At 46.1% G+C, this 22853-nt stretch carries 18 protein-coding genes; all 18 read left to right on the forward strand.

Features of this window, described 5'->3' with window-relative positions:
* A complete protein-coding gene (locus HW115_RS06065) occupies window positions 1-1119 on the forward strand; it encodes a nucleotidyltransferase family protein (RefSeq protein ID WP_178931700.1) in 1119 nt (372 codons plus the stop codon).
* 15 nt (window positions 1120-1134) lie between these two features.
* Entirely contained in the window at window positions 1135-1608 is a 474-nt protein-coding gene (locus HW115_RS06070; protein WP_178931701.1) for a NanQ anomerase/TabA/YiaL family protein, read from the forward strand.
* 33 nt (window positions 1609-1641) lie between these two features.
* Window positions 1642-2643: an NAD-dependent 4,6-dehydratase LegB gene (locus HW115_RS06075; RefSeq protein ID WP_178931702.1), complete on the forward strand. Its 1002-nt coding sequence runs from the start codon at window positions 1642-1644 to the stop codon at window positions 2641-2643.
* 9 nt (window positions 2644-2652) lie between these two features.
* Window positions 2653-3834: an aminotransferase class I/II-fold pyridoxal phosphate-dependent enzyme gene (locus HW115_RS06080; protein WP_178931703.1), complete on the forward strand. Its 1182-nt coding sequence runs from the start codon at window positions 2653-2655 to the stop codon at window positions 3832-3834.
* Window positions 3827-5224: a hypothetical protein gene (locus HW115_RS06085; protein ID WP_178931704.1), complete on the forward strand. Its 1398-nt coding sequence runs from the start codon at window positions 3827-3829 to the stop codon at window positions 5222-5224. The genes HW115_RS06080 and HW115_RS06085 overlap by 8 nt, the downstream gene beginning before the upstream one ends.
* 6 nt (window positions 5225-5230) lie before the next feature.
* Entirely contained in the window at window positions 5231-6316 is a 1086-nt protein-coding gene (locus HW115_RS06090) for a hypothetical protein (RefSeq protein WP_178931705.1), read from the forward strand.
* Between the two features lie 343 nt (window positions 6317-6659).
* Window positions 6660-6908, forward strand: coding sequence for a DapH/DapD/GlmU-related protein (locus HW115_RS20175; RefSeq protein WP_343219696.1), 249 nt, complete (start codon window positions 6660-6662; stop codon window positions 6906-6908).
* Window positions 6905-7339: a serine O-acetyltransferase gene (locus HW115_RS20035; RefSeq protein ID WP_319609277.1), complete on the forward strand. Its 435-nt coding sequence runs from the start codon at window positions 6905-6907 to the stop codon at window positions 7337-7339. Before HW115_RS20175 ends, HW115_RS20035 begins: the two co-directional genes overlap by 4 nt.
* Window positions 7340-7344: 5 nt before the next feature.
* The gene (locus HW115_RS06105) at window positions 7345-8892 is read left to right on the forward strand and encodes an O-antigen ligase family protein (RefSeq protein ID WP_178931707.1); all 1548 of its coding nucleotides are present in this window, start codon (window positions 7345-7347) and stop codon (window positions 8890-8892) included.
* 86 nt (window positions 8893-8978) lie between these two features.
* Window positions 8979-10385 carry an MBOAT family O-acyltransferase gene (locus tag HW115_RS06110; RefSeq protein ID WP_178931708.1) on the forward strand — a complete coding sequence of 469 codons (1407 nt, stop codon included), beginning with the start codon at window positions 8979-8981 and terminating at the stop codon, window positions 10383-10385.
* 8 nt (window positions 10386-10393) lie between these two features.
* On the forward strand, window positions 10394-11359 hold the full coding sequence (locus HW115_RS06115) for a hypothetical protein (protein WP_178931709.1): 966 nt from the start codon (window positions 10394-10396) through the stop codon (window positions 11357-11359).
* Window positions 11360-11405: 46 nt separating this feature from the next.
* Window positions 11406-14417, forward strand: coding sequence for a glycosyl hydrolase family 28-related protein (locus tag HW115_RS06120; protein WP_178931710.1), 3012 nt, complete (start codon window positions 11406-11408; stop codon window positions 14415-14417).
* Between the two features lie 208 nt (window positions 14418-14625).
* The gene (locus tag HW115_RS06125) at window positions 14626-15969 is read left to right on the forward strand and encodes a hypothetical protein (RefSeq protein WP_178931711.1); all 1344 of its coding nucleotides are present in this window, start codon (window positions 14626-14628) and stop codon (window positions 15967-15969) included.
* A 189-nt stretch (window positions 15970-16158) separates the two neighbouring features.
* A complete protein-coding gene (locus tag HW115_RS06130) occupies window positions 16159-17205 on the forward strand; it encodes a glycosyltransferase family 4 protein (protein ID WP_227021315.1) in 1047 nt (348 codons plus the stop codon).
* On the forward strand, window positions 17206-18030 hold the full coding sequence (locus HW115_RS06135) for a glycosyltransferase family 2 protein (RefSeq protein ID WP_178931713.1): 825 nt from the start codon (window positions 17206-17208) through the stop codon (window positions 18028-18030).
* Window positions 18031-18251: 221 nt separating this feature from the next.
* Entirely contained in the window at window positions 18252-19094 is an 843-nt protein-coding gene (locus tag HW115_RS06140; protein ID WP_178931714.1) for a hypothetical protein, read from the forward strand.
* Window positions 19091-20197: a glycosyltransferase family 4 protein gene (locus HW115_RS06145; protein ID WP_227021316.1), complete on the forward strand. Its 1107-nt coding sequence runs from the start codon at window positions 19091-19093 to the stop codon at window positions 20195-20197. Before HW115_RS06140 ends, HW115_RS06145 begins: the two co-directional genes overlap by 4 nt.
* Window positions 20198-20376: 179 nt before the next feature.
* Complete coding sequence (locus HW115_RS06150; RefSeq protein WP_178931716.1) at window positions 20377-22800, forward strand: O-antigen ligase family protein; 2424 nt, start codon at window positions 20377-20379, stop codon at window positions 22798-22800.
* Window positions 22801-22853: the final 53 nt, after the last annotated feature.

Here is a 22853-nt window from a genome sequence, read left to right on the forward strand (position 1 = left end):
ATGAAGAGTGAACTTCTGAAAAAATATTTGGTATCCCAAAGCCAGTCTGTTCGGGAACTGATGCAAGTCATCGGAGAGAACGCGAGGGGCATTGCTTTGGCAGTGGATTCTGATGGGGTGCTCATTACCACTCTAACAGATGGAGATGTCCGCAGGGGGCTTTTAAATGGTCTGTGTTTGAAAAGTCAGATTGGAGAGTTGGTGGAAGATAAGGAAAGTCGGATTGCACACCCTGCACTCGTCGTTTCTCCTGATGTTGCTGATGACGAGTGTTTGCGAATCATGGAGGAGGCAGGGGTCAGACAGATCCCAGTAGTGGACGAATTTGGGCATGTTGTGGACCTGGTGTCTAAGGATTTATTACTGGATAAGGCGGCGTTACGGTTGAACTACGTCGCTGAGGAACCTAAGGCTTCATCTCAATACGAGGATATGGAGGCCAGCGGTGTGATTATGGCCGGGGGATTCGGCACTCGACTCCGACCATTGACCGATCATATGCCGAAACCCATGCTGCCAATCAATGACCGTCCTCTATTAGAGTACATCGTTGAGCGCTTCGAGAGGGCTGGAATTCGAAAGTTATATGTATCCACCCACTACAAACGGGAAGTCATCGAGAACCATTTTCGCGATGGGTCTGGACATAATGTGAGCATTGATTATCTGCATGAGGATGATCCCCTGGGGACGGCCGGCGCTCTAGGTCTGATTGAAAAAGTGAATCGCCCCTTGGTAATGACCAACGGTGACATTCTAACGGAAATTGATTTCAGATCTTTATTGTGTTTCCATCATGAGCATGACGCCATGCTTACAGTGGGTGTCAGGCAGTATGATATCAAGGTGCCATTTGGTGTGATGAACACGAAAGGATCAGATGTGATTTCCATCGACGAAAAGCCGGTGCTCGATTTCTTAGTCAACGCCGGAGTGTATGTGGTTTCTCCTGCTGCCTACGACCTCATACCAAAGAATAAACACTACAATATGACGGATCTGATCGAGGATATTCTCGCAGCTGAAGGCTCGGTAGCGGCGTTTCCTATCGTAGAATATTGGTTGGATATTGGCCAAATGTCTGACTATCAACAGGCTCAAAACGATCATCATGAATAACGACACACTCATAAAATGATAATATCCACACTTACAGAAGCGGATGCGCAAACCACTGGCTCTGCAGCCATGAAAACAGCCCTTGATTTTCTCAAAGCCAATTTCAATGGAGAGATAACTGAAGGCAGGTTCGAGGTGGATGACGGAGAGCTGTTTGGTTACTCACAAGTTTACCAAACGGAGTTGCCAGGCGAAAATGTTGTCTATGAAGTACACCGAAGATATATCGACGTTCAATACATTATTTCTGGGAGCGAAACGATGCGCTGGTTGCCTCTCGACGAATTGTCTGAGACGCAACCCTATGATGTAGAGGGTGATTATCTGCTTGGTATAGCAGGAGGCAGTCATTATAGTGAAATCAGTTTTAGAGAGGGACAAATAATGGTGATGTATCCCGGTGACGCCCATGCGGCATGTCTGGCAAGCCCCGAAGGTGTACAGGAGGTCAGGAAGCTGGTTGTGAAGGTGCCAATATGCGAAGAATAACATGATAGCCGTGTACAAATCCAAATAAATCATATGAAATCATTGACTAACAAAAAAGTATTAGTGACCGGAGCCGATGGGTTCATCGGGAGTCATTTGGTGGAGCAACTTCTCGGTGAGGGCTGTAAAGTGCGGGCTTTCGCATATTATAATTCGTTTAATTCTTGGGGGTGGATGGACTCGTTTGAGTCTGAAGTTCTCAAGCAGGTCGAAGTTGTAACCGGTGATATTCGTGACCGGGGTTCTGTTGCCATGGCGATGGATGGGGTAGATGTTGTCCTGCATCTGGCAGCGTTGATAGGTATCCCCTACAGCTATTACTCTCCAGAGAGTTACGTAGGCACTAACATCACTGGCACTCTGAATGTTCTGGAGGAGGCCAAGCGGTTGGGAACAGAGAGAGTTCTGGTTACTTCGACATCGGAAGTTTATGGAACAGCACAGTACGTGCCGATCGATGAACAACACCCCTATCAAGGGCAATCCCCTTATTCAGCAACCAAGATTGGAGCAGACCGGATGGCTGAGAGTTACTTCAGGAGTTTTGATCTGCCTGTGACGATTGTGCGCCCCTTCAACACTTATGGTCCTCGTCAGTCTGCAAGGGCGGTTATCCCTACTATTATCAGCCAGCTGTGTAATGGGATTGAGGAGATCAAGCTGGGTTCGTTAAGCCCTACCCGTGACTTGGTGTATGTCAAGGACACCGCACGAGGATTTATCGAACTGGCCAAGTGTGATGACGCCATTGGTGAGGAAGTCAATATTGCGACACAGCAGGAGATATCCATAGGTGATTTAGCCCAGACGCTGGTGAGTCAGATTAATCCGAGTGCTAAGATTGTCTGTGAAAATGAGCGCATTCGTCCGTCGAAAAGTGAGGTTGAGCGGCTTCTAGGTGCCAATGAGAAACTGAAATCACTGACTGGCTGGGCCCCTGCAACTACGCTTGAGCAAGGGCTTGCTGAAACAGTTGCCTGGTTTTCCGAGGCATCCAATTTGAGTAGATACAAGGCGGATATTTACAACGTATGATCAAGGTGTATGGATAAGGAAGATTTTATACCGCTTTCTGTACCGGTACTCGGTGGCAACGCGCTACCCTACGTGAGTGAGTGCGTGGAAACGGAATGGGTATCCTATGTCGGCGGATATGTGTCCCGTTTTGAGGATGACCTAGCGGTTTGCTCGGGGGCTCCCCATGTGGCGGCAATGAACTCGGGAACATCGGCATTGCACATCGCACTAATCCTCGCGGGAGTAGGAGAGGATGATGAGGTAGTGATGCCTGCTATCACGTTTGTATCACCTGCCAATGCCGTGCGCTACTGTGGTGCCTGGCCCGTGTTTGTGGATATCTCGTCGGATGATTGGCAGCTGGATGTTGACGAGGTAGAGCGGTTTCTTGAGCATAACTGCGAATCCAGGGACGGAGGGCTTTTTAATAAGATCACAGGAAGGAGGGTAGCCGCACTCCTCCCTGTGCATTTGCTGGGTGGTCTGGCCGATGTGGATCGTCTTGCTGCGCTTGCACAGAGATATGATCTTCCTCTGATAGAGGATGCCGCCGAGGCACTTGGTGCCGAATACAAAGGGCGGAAAGTGGCTGAACCACTGCCCTGTTATCCGGATGTCAGACGCTTTGTCGCCACCAGTTTTAATGGAAACAAGATCATTACCACTGGTGGCGGGGGAGCCTTGTTTACCTATTCTGAAGGCGATTCAACACGGGCCAAGCATTTGAGCACCACGGCCAAAACCGACCCTGTAGAGTTCATTCACGATGAGGTCGGGTATAATTACCGTATGACGAACATGGCAGCAGCCTTGGGGTGTGCTCAACTGGAACAACTCGATGAGCATATTGTTCGAAAAAGGGCTATTGCACGGCGATACGCTGAGCAACTTGGCAATCACAGCTGTATCAGGATTATGCCCGGTTCCACGGATGTTAAAGCGACATACTGGCTCTACACTGTGGAGCTTCTTGGACGGGAGGTTATGCCTGTGATTGAACAGCTGGGAAAGAAATGGATTCAGGCTCGCCCCCTATGGAAGCCAATGCCGCAGCTGACTTATTTAAGTAAGAAGTGCCATACAGAGGAATATGCCGTCGGGGCTGCCCTACAGCGGTGCGCCATTAGTCTTCCTTGTTCAGTCAGCCTTGGTGAGGACGCGCAACAACGGGTATCCGATTGCTTGGTGAGAATTCTAGATCATGAGTAAAGGGCACTCACTGGTGGGGTGGGATCGTGCGTGGAAGGGTTTCTGCACAGTTCTCAACGAACTTCATGGCAAATATCCGGAGTGGCTCGGGCTCACCAGATACCTCGTGGGTGTGGTTGGCACCAATCACCCGCAGAAAGCCAAGCCTATGGTTGCCGGTGAACGCATCCCTCGGGTTAGGGATGTTGCTGCTGAATCTGGCGGGATTCTGTTTATCCCTATCTACAGCAGGGATTATTGTTTGGGGGTTTGTTACCGGCTGGCGGAAGAGGTTCGCAAGAGTGATCCCACCGCCAATGTTCACATGCTCATGCCGGAAGGAAGGATTCCGGATAAGATTCTGGACGACAAGCAAATCTATTGGCATCCCAAATCCGACTTTAGAAAAATGCACTTTCGTCCCAAAGTCTGGGTTCGAGGTGCTTTGGCGGCTACACTCGCCATATATTTGTTAGCTTCCAATCAGACAACGCGCAAGGCGTTGAAGAAGACCTTCAAATTATGGCCTGTTCATATATTGAAGCATGCCATGCTTTTCTACTGGGAAATTGGTGCCGCCGAGCACTGCCTCAAAAAATGGCGTGTGCATACGGTAGCTACTATAAACGACGTTGTGAAGCCTGCAAGCGGTGCCATTGCTGCAGCCCGATTATCAGGGCTCCGCAGCATTGTGATGCAGCATGGGGCCCCTGGACCCCAAAGTTCCCCTTTCATCGCTGAGGAGGCTTGGGTATGGGGAGACAGTAGCAAGCAGATTCTGAAGAGCTTCGGTGCTGATCCTAACCGATTGAATGCCATAGGAAATTTCGAAACTGAGCGGGTGCAGTATCAACAACGTGGTCAGAGTAACGGCAAGGTGCTGTTGCTGCTCAGCCAGTGGAGGGCAAGCACCGGCTGGGGTGAGCCGGAATTCCAGCGCTTTTTCCACGAGGCTGCCGAGGCCGTGGCCAGACTAAAGGATCCTTCCTGGAGAATCCTCATTCGTTTGCACCCGAATGAAGGGGATGATGTTCGTGATGCGATTACAGCCCTCATTGAAGGGCTAGGAGTGCCATTTGGTTTTTGTAAGGAAGAAAACACCATTGAACAGGACATCATGGCATCAGATTTTTTGTGCACGGTGAACTCCTCCTCCATCATGCATGGAATAGCCGCGGACCTTCCCTGTGCTGCCTTGTTGTCAACAGAGCTGGAAAAAAGGGTCGGCCCGTCGTTGCTGCCACCTAATTGTGTCGCCAGAAACCGTGACGAATTGCTTAGCTTGCTCAGGGCGAGCAAAGCAAGCTCCCAGAGTGAGAAAGAATGGGTTCTTGCTAACTGTGGAAGTGTGTTCGGTGTAGCCGCGAAAAGCCTGTTGACGGAGCCTCATTCAGAGGCGCCAATAGAATAGAGAGTCATGAAATCATTTGAATCATTAATTCAGCGCCACCGGGACGAATTGACTTTCTATCATGAGTGCCGCATTCCGAAACACCCGTTTTTCGAGATTGATGCCAATCGTCGTGATGAGCAGTTGCTCGTGGTTTCCAGCCCTTCAAGAATGGGAAACCATTTGCTTATGTCGATGTTAGATAGTCATTCGGAGCTGCCACGTGTGCCCGGTGAGGATGGGTTTCATATGTTCAGCTTTACCAGGGCAAACTATGACATCCATGCATTCATGCAAGATATTCGCTCTGAATCCACTGCCGCGGCATTGATGAATATTGCGAGCAATGGGGGAGGGAGTAAATGGCGTAGGTTTGCAGAGGTAAATCGTACCGAAAGCCATGAATCCTGTGGATATTCCGGAGTAGGTCATCGTAAGCAGTCCGCAGTGGTCGATTTCGAAGGGGTAACGTTTCCTGTAGATTTTGATGCCTATAGTGCTTATCTCGAAAACAACAGCACACGGCTTCGATACAGTCAGTCGTACAATGAAGTGCTATGTGAGTATGTTGAGGCCCTTGGAAAACTGGATAAGAGTGCTTGTAGCAGCCAATACGACGGGTACATAGTGCACGGAGCTATGAGAACACAGCTGTTATGGCTTTGTGAAACAATGCCAAACGTAAAGATATTGAGTAGTGTGAGATCCTTCGATTCCTATGCAATCTCACAGATCAAGTCGAGGCATGGAGATGTGGAACCAACTCATGAAATGCTGCAAACTGCATGGGAACACTGGTTTCACAAAGTCGTGGATATGGTCTATCTACGTCTGTTTTATCCCGATCAGTTTGGCCTCGTCACTTTCGAGGATCTCGTTAGCGGAAAAATGTCTGTTAGGGATGCTCTCTGTCAGTTTATAGAGGTTAAAATAGACGAAAGTCTCAATACGGCTACAATTTTTGGACATCCGGTCCGGGGGAATTCATGGAAATCACGTGAAAAGCAGGATGAAGGAAAATTTTACAAACCAGCAAAACAATTGGCTCCAGAACTAGTTCCTGATCGGGCTGAAGAAATTTGGAGTCTGGTTGAACAGGTAAAGTTAACTTAGTATGAGCATAGGATCGTTGACTCAATCAATTAGGAAGTGTATTGGCCTGTACTGGGCGTCGCTTATCAGGATGCGTGGCGTCGAGTTGGGTGAGCATTGCGCTATCAATGGCAAGCCCATAGTTACCAAGTTCCGTGGGTCGCAATTCTCAATGGGCAATCACATCACCCTGAGCAGTTCTGAGAGGTGTAATCCTCTGGGTATGATTCAACCGTGTGTCATAAGGACACTGAGCCCGACTGCCTGTTTGATCATTGGTGATCGGGTTGGTATCAGTGGATCGACAATCTGTGCCGCATGTTCTGTTGAGATTGGTGAGGATACGATTATGGGAAGCGGTGCTATGATTTTAGATACGGATTTCCACATTCCGGGTGAAGGATACAGTTGGCTCAACGGAACAGAGCAAACATGTCAGCCAATTAATATAGGAAAGGGGGTATTTATAGGTGCAAGAGCTATGATTCTAAAGGGGGTCACCATTGGGGATCGCGCAGTTATAGGGGCAGGCTCCGTAGTCACGAAAGATATTCCAGAGAGGTCGATTGTGGCGGGAAACCCGGCACGCATAATTAGTAAAGAATGGATATGACAGTACACGGTAAAAACAAATGGATTAGAAACAGCCGACTAGCTAATACGCTGATTTTCTGTGTGAACCGCAACATTCCGGTAATCTCAAGAATGCTAATGATTGTATTACACTGTGATATATTCTGTAGACTCCCCAAGTCTACTTATTTGCCTCACCCATATGGTATTGTAATTCATAGTAATTCCCAAATTGGAGAAGGTGTTGTAATCAATCATCAGGTGACATTAGGTGGACGGGATTTGACCGCAGAGTCCCCCAATATTGGAGACAGAGTATACATAGGAGCTGGTGCAAAAATTCTAGGTGGCATTAGTATTGGAGAGGGGGCCTCCATTGGAGCCAATGCCGTGGTAACGAAAGACGTGCCAGCTGGTGTGACGGTTGTTGGCGCAAACAGGCATTTGAGTAAGGAAAGTTTTTACGTGTAGACTATATGAATATCTATAAACGCAAATCAAACAGGCTTGGAGCGGTAGACCTACGCTTGGTGCTGGCCTTGATAACAGGCTTGGGCTTTGCTGTATTTGTAGGCACAGTGGTTGGTAGTGGAGAGTACAAGGAAGCCTACATCTATGTATTGCTGCTTGTAGGAGTTGGCATTATGGCAACCATGAAGCGTAGCTTCTGGATGCTCATACCGTTTTCGATGGTGGGGGACTTTCCCGCAGTTCCGGTGGGGCCTGTAAGTATGAAACTTGGCGAAGCGTGGCTGTTTGTTTCGTTATTATTTGTTGTGCTGCAAGCTGTCAGTAGACGTAAATTGCCAATTTTATATGTTAGGGGGGCTCTGCCCGTGTATCTTTATTCTACTTGGGTTTTCATGATATATATATTAAACCCTGTAGGATTGAGCTCTATGGGAGCATCAGAGGGGGGGTTGCGTTTTTATATGATGATTGGTTTGTCCCTTCTATCTGTCGTAATTTTGATGAATCAAGTGATTGACAGCCAGAAGGCTAAAAAAGTTTTGATGTTGGTGCTAGTTGGTGCAATTATGGGCTCAGCTTGGAACATAGCTCAAGTATTCTTTCCTGCTATGGCTGTATTTTCTGGGCGTTCGGTAATGGAGTCAGGAGGCGGGTTTTATGGTTGGAATCAGCAACTATCAATTGTTCCGCATTTGATAGTAATTTTTATTGTGTCTAGGTATTCATTCAGGATGATGCTCATACCCACCAACTGGTGGGTGGTTGTTCTATACATACTATGTATTGGGCTTGGTTTTGCTTCTGGAAAAAGGTCATTCACAGTATTGATGCTGATATATCCAATTCTTGGAACTGTTCTCAGGAAGGAGTTCATTGCCGTGTTTTTATGTGGGGCCATGACTATATTAATAGTTAGTGTGGCATTGATAGGCCATGGATCCATCTTTCATCTACCTAAAACCGCACAGCGAGTTTTGTCTGTTTTGCCAGTGGGAGAATGGGATGGAGATGTTCAGGCGTCAGCAGACAACGATTTTAGAGAAACACTCAATAAATATGCGCTAAGAGATATAAGTGAGAGACCGATATTGGGTGAAGGCCTGCAAGCAGATTTCGATTTGTTGTGGCATTTACGCTATAATCCAGGCGATGTTTTGGAGGAAGGGGACCATATTTTAGGGCTCACGTATTCGGCCAACTCAGCTTGGCATAATACTTGGTTAGGAATATCTGCGGATTTTGGCATCCCTGCTGCAGTGATTTGGGCATCTGTGTGGATAACTCTCATAATTGGTTGTATGAAATCGATAAAGCAATTGAGTATTTATGATTGGAGATACACCCTATTGATGTTCATCTTATTGTTAACGTTAGGGGATTTACTAAGGTCATGGCAATTTGGACATTCTGCTGTGAATATGTGGCAGGTAGCCTGGCGTGTTGGCGTATGGCTAGCGGTCAAGCGAACTCTTACATCGGTTGATGCCGACAAGAAATGTCCCATAGTTGGATATGAAGTAAAGAGGCGTCACGAGGGCCTGTTGCAACATTAAACAATCAACGCTGAATTATTGCCTATTAATCTGTCTAAAAGGGCATTAGCAGGGTTGAGATTAATCAATACACTATTTATCTCGGGGTGAATTTTGCTTCAATACAATTTTGGCAAGTGCTGGCTTTAGGAGTTGTCGTCACATGGCTAGCCTATATGCTGTTGGTGCGCCTTATCCCGAGTAGCAAAAATTTATTAGAGAAGTGCTGTATAGCCGTCCTTTCCTTAACTCTTTTGGCGTCAGAAAGTTGGGAAACGCTTCTTGTGTTTCTATGGGTTGTGGTTGTTGGGTTTATGGGGTTGCGCACTATTTCGCCAACGGCTAATAGCCGTCGAAGACATCTACAGATTGCGCTGGTCGTGGCAATCCAGATTGCTCCATTATTCTATTATAAATATAGTAATTTCTTTTTGTCCGAGGTTTTGGGTTTAGACTGGGAAAGACACGGTTTGCTGATTCCGATGGGGCTGTCTTTTTATACATTTCAAATGATTGGTATGACGGTTGATACAGCTGTAATGAGAAAACCACTACCCAAATCATTGGATTTTATGAATTTTGCGAGTTTTTTTCCACAGATTGTAGCAGGTCCCATTGAACGTCGCTCAAGTTTATTGCCGCAGGTAAGAAATTTGGAGTATAGGGCGAGACCTGATAGACTTTCAGGTGCCGCATCATGGGTGGTAATGGGTTTTTTCTATAAGTTGGTTCTCGCTGATAATTTGGCTCTTGCATCAGACAGAATGATGATTAACAGTGAAAATGCCTTTCATGTCTGGTGTGAATGCTTGTGTTTTGGGTTTCGGATATATTTTGATTTTGCTGGATATAGTTTTATCGCCTTGGGATTAGCGCAGGTCTTCGGGATCGATCTTACACTAAATTTCAGGAGTCCTTACCTAGTTTATAATATCCAGGAATTTTGGCGACGATGGCACATAACATTGAGTCAGTGGTTTAGAGACTATGTATATATTCCAATGGGAGGGGGTAGATCCAGATACTGGGTTTTCAATGTGCTGGTTGTATTTTTGGTGTCAGGAATATGGCATGGTGCGGGCTGGAATTTTGTGGTGTGGGGACTATTGCACGGATGTGGTATCGTGATCATCAATACATTTAAAACTGCTTGGATCCCCCGACCCTTGGCATGGGGGTTCACAATGATTTTTGTATTTTTTACGTGGTTATTTTTCTATGAGAACCGAATGGATGTTCTCTGGCAAAAGGCGGCTTCCATCCTCTCAATATCGGGATATGCAGGTCACAATTTATCCGAATTGACACAACTCTATATATCCAAGGGGGAATATATAAATACTCTATTTCTTCTGATCCTTTCGACCATGTGCTTGGCTCTGGAGTGGTTATCTTATCGCAGGGGTGAGGCGTATTGTGTATTGCGTAATTATACTATCTCGATTGTCATGGTAATACTTATTGTGCTACTTTCACCATCCGAGAAGTCTGGATTTATCTACTTTAACTTTTAATAATCATAATGAAGAAGGTTCTTATTTTGGCTGCAGTTGCCGTAGTTTCTCTCTTAATCGCCAATTTTTTGATGGTGTGGGGAAATCCAGAAGTCGTATTCTGGAAAGAGTACATGGATCGAAATTCGGCTCGTCTAGAACAAATGAGGTCAAATAATCCTGACGTCCCAGTGATTTTAGTTACTGGCGGATCGAGTTGTTCGTTTTCTCTTGATCCCATCGTGATTGAGCAAAAGACGGGGATTCCGACATGTAACATGGGAGGGAGTGCGTCAATGGGGGCGAGTTATCTGGTAGCAAACACACTTGCCCATGCTAGAAGGGGGGACGTGGTCATCTTAGCAATTGAACCCGCTTTACTATCAAAGTTTACCGAACCCGAAGAGATTCCACTAGCTCTGGAAATGGCTATTATTCAAGGGCACCCGCTGCGTGCTGTGGGGAGGCCTGTGACCAACAGAGATATGCAGCTTAAAGATATCATTGCGACACTCAGGCCCGGAAGTCGTTATTTTTCAACGATGATTTCGAAACTGGCTACCGGGCGACCACTCTACCGCTACACTATGGATGATTGGCAAGATGGAGGCCGACTCTCGACGGATTACAAAGATTCACTCTTGAAGCCAAATGAGTTAATGACTAGGCCATTTCCCATCAATGGGATGGGAAACGACTTATTACAGCAAGCTGTATTATATTGTGAGCAAAAAGGGATTAAATTGTGCTACTCCATGCCATGGATTTTCACCCAGAAGGAAGTGGTAGACGCCAACCGTGGATATAATCTTGATTTTTTGGATGAGGTGTCGCGTATCATGCCAGTCTTAAGGGGAGGACACCTCGGTGTCTGCGCAGAAAGAAAGTTATACGCTGATACCAGTTATCATCTCTCGGAAGAGGGGGCTTATTTAAGATCCGTGGAGCTGGCTGAGGAGCTGAATAAATGGTTGATTAAAGAGTTGAATCAGTGATACTGGTTGGCTCATTGGTTAAATGTCCTAGGCTTGAAATGATTAAATGATGAATGACGACACTATAAGGAATGCTCTTGTACGCCTAGCGAATAAGAGAATAAACAATACGAGTCTCTGCGATGTTTGGTATCTGTTGATAATATTCTGCGTGTTGTTTTCATCGCTAATCACCGTTGAGGCTACGCTTGATCTGAACTCCAATGGAATGAGTGATGTTTGGGAGAGACGCTATAATGTGGTTGGTATAGATCCAACTTTTGATGCAGATAATGACGGGCAAAGCAATTTGCTCGAGAGTATTGCTGGGACAGACCCTCTATCAGATGCTTCCGTGCTGCAAATCACCAATACGCAATATAGAGCTCGTGCAGTGTTTGCATCTTGGAGCACAATTAAGGGAATTCGGTATCAACTGAAAAAATCGAATAGTCTTGATCTCGGGAATTGGACTAATTTGGGTGGTGTAGTGCTGGGGAATGGAGGGCCAGTCAGTATTGCTCTGGAAACACCAAGCCAGAATCGTCATTTTTATAAGATCGAGGTCATAGATGATTGGGGAAGTGTCGTGAATCAGGCATTGGCAACTCAAACACAAGACTCAGATAAAGACGGGCAGACGGATATGAGTGAATTCATTGCTGGGACTAATCCTTTTGATGTAGAATCGCAATTAAAACCTCCGGTTATTCAATTTGGTTCTGGGACAAGCCTGACTTGGAGCACAGAGCGAGGTAAGATGTATCAAGTTCGCAGTAGCAGTCTAACAGAAATTGAGTGGGTTGACGAGGGGCTTCCGTTTGTTGGTAGCGGTGAGGCAATGACTACATCGATCATTTCTGAAAGTGGTGTGCAGCGACAATATATGATTCACGTCTATGACATAGACACGGATGCCGATGGTCTTAATGACTGGGAAGAGGAGCAGGTTGGGTTGGATCGAAAATTAGAAAAGACCGATGTATATGGAATGGGAGATATGGATGCCTTGAAGACTATGCTGGCAAGCTCAAATGAGGTGTGTGTTGAAGCCTCTAATGCCGTTGCAAACATTAGTCGAATGGAGAATGGAGGCTTCAAAATAGTCAGGAAGGGCGGTGTGGATGAATTAACGGTTAATTACACAATTGGCGGCACGGCCGTGCCTAATTCTGATTACGAAGCGATTAATGGTTCTGTTACCGTTCCATTTGGGCAGAACTCAGTAGTGATCCCTGTTAAACCGATAGCTGGCTCGAGCTTGATTTTGTCAGAATCTGTTATTTTAACAATATTGAATGATGAAGACTACACGGTCGGTCCGCAGTCAGTGCAGCAGATCAATGTTCTCAAAGAGGTAGTTATCAATATAAAGGATTATGGAGCTGTCGGTGATGGCGTGACTGATGACACGTTGGCAATCCAGTCTGCGATTGACGCCCTTGAGGCTTCACCCAATCATAACACTTTATATGTACCGACCGGAACTTACAGATTAAATACCAAGAAAGCAACCCCTTATTACACAGCAACAAGTCGTTGGCGCATTCTCGAATTAGGAGGTGCGGATCTATCTGGGCGGGATCTGATAGTAAAGGGTGAGCCCGACGCTGTGTTCTATTCTACACTTAGTCCTACGCGAGTGCATATGATGATGACGGTTGGGAGCTTTAGATCTCTGACGTTTAGGGGGATGTCCTGGGAAAAAGATAGTGTTCCGTTAGAAGAGGTGATCGGTAGATCTCCAAATGGGGCAGATGGGGTGTCTATCGTGAATGTGGATGATAGAAAAATCGAGTCGGTTTCATTCTATGACTGCACCTTTAATAATTGTCACGGAGCGGTATGGATATATACAAGTGGCTACGATAATCGAGGTAAGCTGGCTCAGTTTAATTTTTGTCGAAACAAAGTGTTAAATCCCTACGGCAGCAATACTATAAACGGTCAACTTTCATGGGGCGGAGGGCTGCAGTTAAGGGTGTCATCTTGGGTCAACCACGCTCGATATGAAGATAATCTATTTGAAGGGGGGGGGGCTGATATGACGGATACCTCGACGAGTCCAGGAGGCAAGCTCAAGGATGCATCGCATTATGGAAGCCCGTTGAATCTGGAGTTTACTAATAATGTCGTGAGGTTCATGGGCTATGAATCCGTGTATCAGGTAAATGACAACACAGCCATGGGTGCGACAACTACGGCTTTCACAATGCCGCCGCCGGATGGAGTTTCAACTGCAGAGGTTATAATGAGCGCAGGGAATAACACCTTCAGACAAGGGGATATAATAAATCTTAGGGCACCTGCCGTTCCTGGATTGGCGTCACAAAACAACATCTTAGAGGTGAACTCTTTTGACGTCTCAACACGTGAGCTCTCCTTTAAAAATACAGGCCACATCACGAATGTAGCATTCGGAACAGAAATTACTAGGTCGAAGGCTGTATACCTTAATAATACAGCAGATCCCACACATGCTAATATATCACAGAATTTCTTTGATGGAGTTATACCTACCGGCGCCGAAGAACAAACAAACAACTATGGTATAGCGGTTATGGCGAAATCCACCATACGGAACAATATTATTGTTAGGTGGGGTATAGGTATACAGCTATATGAAGAAGTTCATACGCCATTGTTCCCAGCATCCAATGGGAGTATCATTCAAAATAATTATATTTTCTCTAGAGATACGACTGTGTATACAGATATCTATGCTCATGGAATACAGTCGTGGGGAAAAAACGAATATATTGCAGGCAATACCATCATCACACCAGTCGCAATAAGATTTGTAGGGATTACTCTTCGAGGTGAGGATTCATTGGCAGAGAACAACTCGGTATTGCCAATAGTGAAAAGAAATAATGGGTACTATAGTTCAGTGAGAGCTACTGGGTTAGGGGTCGGAAACGAGTCTTCAGGTTTGCTCCTAAGAGCAAACAGAACATATGGCTTAGATCTAGGGGTAGGCCAACTGCAACCCAATGGGTATATACCCCATTATGTCTCCCAACATCAGAGCTTTGATGACGTTGTAGGTGTAGATCCTAAGTCGACTATATTGCCATGATAAATAATCCTATCCCATATAATTAGCGAAGGTATGAAATAGACACTCTAAAGGCGTATCTATAAAATTGTAATTATATAGGGTAGCTCCATGGTAAAAAACAAGACAAGCTGGTAAGATACGGAAATCACCATAAGCTAAGAACTGTGCCTGGTGGTTATGCCAGTTGGCGATTATACGTCACCTATGGTTGAATAATTTCATAATAATGAATGAGACGATAACTCCAGAATCTCCCTTTTTAAGGAGTCTTTTTAAAGAGTTTTTTAAAAATTCTGTTAATTATTGCGTTCTCAGAAATTATGAAGAACTGCCTAATAGTTTGGGTAGTAGTGATCTAGATCTTTTGGTTGTTGCCGAGGAGCGAGATTCCGTGGCGGAGTTAGTTCGGAAGGTTGCTGAAAGATTTGGAGGAAATGTAATCGCCGATTACGCAACAACGGGAAGATTCATCAAATTGTTGGGCTTTTATGATGGTAACTGGTGGGGGTGTGCAGTGGATTTGCTGGCTGGAATTGACTACCGAGGTATGGTATACGTTTCGAGCTCTCCAATGATACTTCGGGCTGAAGATTACCGGGGTATCAGAGTGGCCTCTACCAGAGATGTCGAGGTGATGGCACTGCTCAAAGAGCTGGTTAATAATGGTAAATCTCGGAAGAATTATTTTTCAGAAGCTGCTAAATCGTATCAGATTTTTGGCGATCAGTCGTTGGAGATATTACATGAAACCTTTAGCCCAGAATTACTAAAGAGGTTTATAGCCATGCTTGAGGTAGACAATGAGCAGGTTGCCCCAATTGCTCAAATGGCTCGAGCAATGCGACGAGAGATTTGGCAGAAACACGGTACTGCTCAAGTTGGATCGTTAGTAAAAAACTTCTTTTGTCGCGTGAATCGGCTATGGCATCCCCCAGGTATTAGTTTGGGAGTAACAGGAACCGACGGGTCAGGAAAGACGACAGTGATCAAGGCGATTACGCCAATTTTGGAGCGAGCGATTCACACTGAGATTTACTATGAACACATGCGTCCCAACTGGATGAAAGCACTAGGTGTAGCGGCAGGTAAACGCTCTGCCGACAGCGGTGACACGGTGCAAGATCCTCATGCGCAGAGCCCAAGTGGCATTGTTGGATCATTAATTCGGTTAGGTTATTACACCACGGACTATTTGTTTGGATATTGGATTAAAATTTATCCTCTCTTGTTCAAGCGCGTAAATATTTGTTTATTCGATCGTTATTGTTACGATGTGATACTCGATCCACGTAGGATGCGTATGAAATTACCACCATGGCTAATCCGCTGCGTGTTCACGGTCGTCCCCAAGCCTAATCTCGTTTTGTGTTTGGGAGCCGACCCTGAAAGTATTTATGAACGTAAGCCGGAAACATCCTTGGAGGAGGTAACAAGGCAAGTCAAGGGGCTGAAAAGATTCTGTAGTGCTGATGCTCGTGCGAGATGGATAGATACCGGATGTGATATTAACGATTCTAAGAATCAGGCGTTATTCGAGATTATGGAGATGATGTCAGCTCGTTATCGATAGGAGATGAGAATACTAGTGTCAGCATATGCTTGTGAGCCCGATAAGGGTTCGGAGCCCGAAGTAGGGTGGCAGTGGGTAATCCACCTCGCAAAACATTGTGATGTCACCGTATTGACGCGCTCCAATAATAGGAAGGCAATTGAAGCGAAGCTTCAGAGCCTATCCCGCCCTTGTCCAAATTTTATGTATATGGATTTATCATCAACAATGAGGTCCATAAAAAAGAAAGTAAGACCAGATTTTTTGTCAGTGAGCTTATACTATTGGCTTTGGCAAAGGAAGGCATCAAAAAAAATCAGAGAGTTGTGCGCAAAGCAAGATTATGACCTTGTACATCATCTTACAATTGCGTCATTTAGATTGCCGTTTGCAGTAACGGGTCATGGACTTCCGTGTGTAGTTGGGCCTGTCGGAGGATGTGAAGAGTTTCCAGAAGCTCTTTTTCCCAATGGTGAGTTTTCAGTTAGATTTAAGGAGAGCCTCAGAAACTGGATGACCCGTCTACATATACGTGCCGGGTTTGGCATGAGGAGGTATAAAGAAGCAGATCAAGTACTTGCGTCAACTCAGGAAATGAGTGATGTTTTTAAAAAATGCGGTGTGGATAGTATAGTGGTTCCTCAGATAGGGATGCCTACACTGAGATGCCAGAAATGGAATACACAACCACGGAAGATTCGTAAGAAATTTAGGCTGCTTTTTGTAGGCGGACTTTTTTATTGGAAGGGGATTGAGTTAGCTCTGCAAGTTATGACTAAGCTCCCCCAATACGTCACTCTCGATTTACTGGGTGGAGGAGGCGAACAGAGTGCATTGGCGAAGGAGGTTTTACGTTTACATCTTGAAGATCGAGTCAAATTCTTAGGTAGGAAACCACGCAAAGAGGTTCTAGCATTGTATGAAGACTATGATACGTTTCTTTATCCAAGCTTACATGATTCTGGTGCATTTACTGTTCTTGAAGCAATGGCTTCTGGCTTACCTATTATTTGTTTAGATCGTGGTGGGCCGGCACTTTCAGTTACAAATGAATGCGGAAAGGTTGTGGTGACAAGAGGACGAGCAGATACGATAGATGGGTTAGTCACTGCGGTAAAATATTACCTCGATCACCCTAGCAAGGTGACTGAGCACGGTGCCAATGGGCGGATGCGGGTGGAGGAAGCTTATAATTGGAAACAAAAGGCTAAGCAAATGACTGAACTTTACAGTTCAATTATTAACAGAACAACTTAAATGGATATGCAAATTGATTTTACCATTGTAACGCCTAGCTATAACTATCATGAATATATTCGTGAGATGTTGGATAGTGTGGTAGCTCAGGAGGGAGTGACTTATGAGCATATTATTTATGATGCAGGGTCCACGGATGGGACCTTGGATATCATCAGGGAGTATGATCATGTTGACCTGGTCATTGAGCCTGACAAGGGGATGACGGATGCGATAAACAAGGGTTTTAAGAAGGCCCAGGGAAAATGGGTGATGTGGCTAAATACCGACGACCGACTTAAGCCGGGGGCACTGGCGGCGGTGAAGAAATTTGCTGAATCAAAACCTGATGCCGATGTTATCTATGGGGCATGGGATTTTATTGATGGCTCGGGAAAATTTCAGCGAACCATGGGGCTTTTTCCTTTTAAGAAATTAATGTTGGCGCATTACGGGTGTTATATTGGTTCTACCGCCACCTTCTTTAATCGCCAGACTGTGCTGGACCAAGGTTTTTTCTTGAATGACCGCTTCAAGTGTGTGATGGATGGCGAGTACTATAACAGGCTGGCTGCGGAGGAAAAAAACTTTGTCTATTTCCCGAAGGTGTTGGCGGATTTTCGTATGCATGGTGAAAATATTAGCCAGAGGCACTTTGGAAAAAATGATATTGATGATGTGTTGAGCCTGCAATTGCATTTGGCCGAGTCTCGAGCAATTCGTCGCTGCTATGGTCTAACCCTCTTTGAATCTGATCACCTTAATAGTGTAGTTGATTGTCTACTTAGTTATGCATTCAAGTTAACTAAGCTGCCGTTGAAATTAATGAATAAGCCTCGTAAGTAGAAATGGCTAAAGAGGTTGACATAGCCTTAATTAAGGCTCTAGAGGGAACTGGGGAAGTGCTTGGCACATGTTCTGTATACTGTGTAAAGAGGCAGGGGGCTTTGCTGCTTGCTTTGCCAGTTGAGCGTAGCGCGGCCTTGGTCACCACGAGTTTGTATCAACCCCAGACTTTTAAAGGGAAGGCTTTGGCTGCAAGTGTGAGGGTTTTGGTTAGGGTTGGCTTGCATAAATTGCTACCCCAACTTAAACTTAACATTGGTGAGAATGGCCCTCTTGCCGCATGGGTGGGGGATAAGGAGAAGATTGGATTTTTGCTGGGTAACCCGGAGGCGGATGCTCGTCGTGCCATGGTTGTTCATACCCATAATTCGGGATATGTTGTGGACAAAATAGGCGCCGGTGATCAGTCAATGACCTCTGTGATAGCTGAGCGGAAAGTGATTGTATCATTGCCTGCGAAGTTGAAAGGTATCCCCGAGTTGCGGGGAGAACAAGAGGGAGATGGTTGGGCGACATACTCGACAGGGTTTGTCCATGGATACTCTCCCGGGAGGAGTGATGATAACCGGGTGGTTGATTTGCTCAGTCAGTGGATGAAGGTTTCTGCTACGATTCCGCTGGGTGAGACCAAGCAGTGGAAGGCGACGGCGAGTAAGGTTTCCAAGCTCGATGGTTTTGATATCTGGCCTAGACTGAGTAATGCTGCATTGATGCCGATTAAGATCGGTGTGTTCCATGGGGATTTTGCTCCATGGAATATTAAAATTTCGAGAGTCCTTGAAATTTCAGTTCTCGATTGGGAACATGGCTGTAGTGATGGACCTGCGGGGTGGGACTGGCTACATTATATGATTCAGCGAGCGACCTTGGTGGATGGTATGTCAGCATCCGAAGCTTTGAATGTGTGTCGTGTCTGGGCTGAAACAGATAGGGGTAAGAGGTTTCTTGATGCTGCCGGTTGGGGCGCTCAGGTCGAATTATGGATCGGTACTTATCTTGTTTATTCGTCCTGGGTCGCAGGATTCGACCGTGATGAATTAATAACAGCTTGGTTGATGAAATGAGTGAACGTTCGGATATGTTATTGGTAGGGCAGACCCCGCCACCGTACCACGGGCAGGCCGTTGTTACAGCGATGCTGTTTGACCATGATTGGGGAGATCTCAAGGTGGAGCGCTTACGGATGTCATACAGTGATACGATTGATGCGGTGGGGAAAGCTGGCATTACAAAAATTATCCATTTGCTGTCTCTGATCCATAAGACGTGGTGGATCGCCTTGACCAAGCAGCCCCGGATTCTTTACTATCTTCCTGCGAGTGCGAATAGAGTGCCGGTAATACGGGATATTATTTATCTTGGTTTAGTAAGGTGGCTGTTTCCTAGGATTGTGTTTCATTATCATGCGGGAGGACTGCCGGAGTATGTGGCGTCAGCTGGTCTGTTAGGTAGGGTCGCTCAAAGGTTATATTACGATGCAGACCTGAGTGTTGAAATTTGCCGGACAAAGTATTCGCCGGGGCGGATTTTCAACGCGAAGAGAACAGAATACGTCGCTAATGGTTTAGATGTTGAGTTCGTTCCCCGTTCTCGCTTGGATAATGCAGAATTGCGGGTTCTTTTTCTCGGTGCATTGAATGAGGGCAAGGGGGTATTGGATGTTATTCGTGCCACAAGATTGGCTCGGGACGAAGGGGCACGTTTTCACGTGCACTTTATTGGAGCCTGGGCATCTGAAGACTTTCGGAGAGAGGCTGAGGCGTTGGTTGCCGCGAAATGTCTTGAAGAGGTGATTCACTTTCCCGGAGTCAAAAAAGGGAGCGATAAGTGGCAAGCTTACGCGGATGCAGACCTCTTTATTTTCCCTTCCCATTACCAGTCGGAGAATTTTCCTCTGGTCTTGATTGAAGCAATGGCGTTCGGGTTGCCTGTGATTAGCACGACCTGGCGGGGTATTCCTCAGTTGGTAGGGGATAGTGGTGCTGCGATTCTTGCGGATGTGAATGCCCCCGAGCAATATGCGGAGGCGCTGTTACAGGTTACTCGAAACCTAGATCAAAGACAAGAGATGGGGACGGCGGCTCGAAAGCACTATGAAGCTAATTATACGAGGGGGAAATTTGTGGAGAAGATGGAACAGGTTTTTAGGGAAGTCTTGAAGTCTTGAAGTCTGGGAGTCTGGGAGTCTGGGAGTCTGGGAGTCTGGGAGTCTGTTGGATGCGCTGAATGACCTTCGGGCGTGAATATTCGCTGTGCTAAAGTTGCACAAGACCTTCAACCCTTCAACGAGGCGTAGCCTCATTCAACCAGGCCTTTCGGCCAATTCAACGATTTAACCATTCAACGATGCAAAGCATCATCATTATTCTAGCTTGCTTAGGCATGTTGCTTGCGGGCTCTCTTGGCATAACCTTGAGTGTACCTCTGCAGGCGCCTGCCGTGATTTTGTTGGGATTAGCAGCCATTCTGGCTGCGATCCAAGTTCTGAAGCCTGGAAGTGCGGGAGTGTGGGAGTCGAAAGTCAAAAGACAGAAAGTCCAGAACCCTAGCACTCTTGACAGCGGAAGGAAAAGTTGGTTGTTGGGGTTATCTCTGGGTTCAATTTTTTATTTTGTTGGACGGGCATGGTTTTCTCCGGTTTTTGATCTAGGGGTGGAGGACTTGATGTTGATTTTGCCCGCGTCAATTTTGTATTTGGTCGCGGGTTATGGTATGAGGGGGAAATCCGGGGTGCACTTACGCATGGGCCTGGCGATTACCGTGATTGTTTTGTTACTGTTGCATATCGGTTCTTGTGTACTTCAGATAAAGGGAGGGGAGGGCTATTCTCTGACTCCCTTATTCACTGGAGCAGTGAGATCAAGTGATGGGCATGTCACGGGGATGTATGGCTACTATGGCAGTTTTGCTAATTTCGCGGTGATCGCGGGATTGCTCTCCCTGAGTTTGGGAATATGGGGTAGGGGGGGCTTTGCTTCTCGTGGGGCATTGTTTTTATTTGGAGCACTGGCTCTGTCTTTAGCTGCCTATTCCCAATCGAGATCAGCGGTTATTAGTTTGATTCCATCTCTTTTTGTATTTATTATTTTGCTAATGGTTTCGGTAGCAGGACAAACACCGAAAGTTAGAACAAGGGCGCGAATAGGAATGTGGGCTTTTGGTGGCGTTATCGCTTCAGTTTGTATAATTGGTGTAACATGGGTGTTCAGTGAACGAGCATTGCCGCAGGATCAGGATCAGGATTTGTTGGAATTGTTTTTTGCTGGAGGCGTTCGCGTGCCCTATTGGACCATGGCTGTAGAGCAGTGGGCAGATTACCCTGTATTTGGTGCGGGATCTCGCAGTTTTTCATATCTTAGCTTTGAGTATTGGAGCTCGAATTTACCGACCGGTGAGGCAAATCCTGAATTTGTGCATAACGAATATTTACAGTTGCTTGCTGATTATGGTTTTGTAGGTTTAATATTGGTTATAGCTTTGCTGGTATGGCACTGTTTCTCCGGGTGTAAGCAAGTGCGTTTACTTGCTGGCAAAATACCAAGTGATGGTTTGGTGAGAGGTTTCAATGCGATAGCTTTAACTGTTGCTGGAGTCAGTGGGATGACTGCGATGGCGATGCATGTGTGTTTTGATTTTCGCACACACTTATTGGCAAATTTACTCTTGCTTGTTTGTTGTGCGATCTGGACCTTACCTCTGGTAAGATCCAGAGTGCGGAAGTGCGGAAGTGCGGAAGTGCTAAAGTTGAATGGTGCAGAAGGCACTCAGCATGTCAAAGGTCAAAAGTCATCGTGTGGTCGCGATGGGAGAGCTTGGGGCCTAGGGGTGGTGTTATTGTGTTTAGGAGGTGGGGCAGTTGGTTTGGGGGGGCAGCAGCTTTGGACGGGGATGCCGTTGCTCAAAAATCAGATGGCGAAGGAAGATGGGGCCTGGGTTCCTCAGGATGTGGATCGCGATGTGTGGATTCCAGCCCTACAAGAATCGCTAGAGAGGGCTCCTCAGTGGCGGCGGTATCAGAGGCTGGCTACCTTGTATCGTTTAGAGGCAAGGGATGCTGCAGATGAAGATGAGAAGCTGCAAAACTTGTTGAGTGCGGAACAGGCGTATTTGGATTCGATTAGTCGTCATCCGTATAATCCGGTCTCCCGTATTAACTTGGCAGCAATCTACACTGAACAGAAACAGTGGCAGGAGGCTGATGCTATGTATGCATCAGCTTCAGACATGGCGAAAGCTCGTGAACGGTGGTTTAGGATGCATTCACAGTGGGGTGATATGCACGTACGCTGGGCTGTTGATTTATGGGAGAAAGAAGAAGTTCAGCAAGCAGAGGCTCAGTTCTTGCGAGCTAAAGAACGATATTTAAGTAGCTATGAATATGGGTATTTTTTCCAAAATAAGCAGTATGTCGTTGAGTATACTTCAGCTTTGCTGGTCTTCGCTCGTTTTCTCGATGCTCAGGAACGGTTCGATGATGCCGAGTTGCTGTTTCAGGAAGGAAAAAAGCAGGTGAACTGGTACAACTGGCAAACAGATACAGGCTTGCTTATGCACTATGCACAGCATTTGTATTTGAGAGGGCGTTATCTATGGGGACAGCGTAAGCCGGAAGAAGCTTACCAGCTAATGGTTAGAGCAGCTTCTTGTCTTAAACAATACCGTGGTGTGATGAAGGGAAATGTCGATCAACAATGGCATAATCAGTTAGCTGAAATTCAAGAAGTCATCACCTTTCTGCAAAAAGCGGGTATTGCAAATGAAGTGAAATAATGAGGGTCTTACTTACGGCATTTGCATGTAACCCGAATCAGGGGTCAGAGCCT

It is taken from the genome of Oceaniferula marina (assembly GCF_013391475.1).
In the GTDB taxonomy this organism is placed as follows: domain Bacteria; phylum Verrucomicrobiota; class Verrucomicrobiia; order Verrucomicrobiales; family Akkermansiaceae; genus Oceaniferula; species Oceaniferula marina.

What these genes read in the sequence shown, in the direction of transcription:
- HW115_RS20175 (WP_343219696.1), top strand. Translation starts at nt 6,660, where the DNA reads ATGATTTTAGATACGGATTTCCACATTCCGGGTGAAGGATACAGTTGG.
- HW115_RS06115 (WP_178931709.1), top strand. Translation starts at nt 10,394, where the DNA reads ATGAAGAAGGTTCTTATTTTGGCTGCAGTTGCCGTAGTTTCTCTCTTA.
- HW115_RS06125 (WP_178931711.1), top strand. Translation starts at nt 14,626, where the DNA reads ATGAATGAGACGATAACTCCAGAATCTCCCTTTTTAAGGAGTCTTTTT.
- HW115_RS20035 (WP_319609277.1), top strand. Translation starts at nt 6,905, where the DNA reads ATGACAGTACACGGTAAAAACAAATGGATTAGAAACAGCCGACTAGCT.
- HW115_RS06150 (WP_178931716.1), top strand. Translation starts at nt 20,377, where the DNA reads ATGCAAAGCATCATCATTATTCTAGCTTGCTTAGGCATGTTGCTTGCG.
- HW115_RS06120 (WP_178931710.1), top strand. Translation starts at nt 11,406, where the DNA reads ATGATGAATGACGACACTATAAGGAATGCTCTTGTACGCCTAGCGAAT.
- HW115_RS06135 (WP_178931713.1), top strand. Translation starts at nt 17,206, where the DNA reads ATGGATATGCAAATTGATTTTACCATTGTAACGCCTAGCTATAACTAT.
- HW115_RS06070 (WP_178931701.1), top strand. Translation starts at nt 1,135, where the DNA reads ATGATAATATCCACACTTACAGAAGCGGATGCGCAAACCACTGGCTCT.
- HW115_RS06090 (WP_178931705.1), top strand. Translation starts at nt 5,231, where the DNA reads ATGAAATCATTTGAATCATTAATTCAGCGCCACCGGGACGAATTGACT.
- HW115_RS06145 (WP_227021316.1), top strand. Translation starts at nt 19,091, where the DNA reads ATGAGTGAACGTTCGGATATGTTATTGGTAGGGCAGACCCCGCCACCG.
- HW115_RS06075 (WP_178931702.1), top strand. Translation starts at nt 1,642, where the DNA reads ATGAAATCATTGACTAACAAAAAAGTATTAGTGACCGGAGCCGATGGG.
- HW115_RS06105 (WP_178931707.1), top strand. Translation starts at nt 7,345, where the DNA reads ATGAATATCTATAAACGCAAATCAAACAGGCTTGGAGCGGTAGACCTA.
- HW115_RS06085 (WP_178931704.1), top strand. Translation starts at nt 3,827, where the DNA reads ATGAGTAAAGGGCACTCACTGGTGGGGTGGGATCGTGCGTGGAAGGGT.
- HW115_RS06065 (WP_178931700.1), top strand. Translation starts at nt 1, where the DNA reads ATGAAGAGTGAACTTCTGAAAAAATATTTGGTATCCCAAAGCCAGTCT.
- HW115_RS06130 (WP_227021315.1), top strand. Translation starts at nt 16,159, where the DNA reads ATGGATTTATCATCAACAATGAGGTCCATAAAAAAGAAAGTAAGACCA.
- HW115_RS06080 (WP_178931703.1), top strand. Translation starts at nt 2,653, where the DNA reads ATGGATAAGGAAGATTTTATACCGCTTTCTGTACCGGTACTCGGTGGC.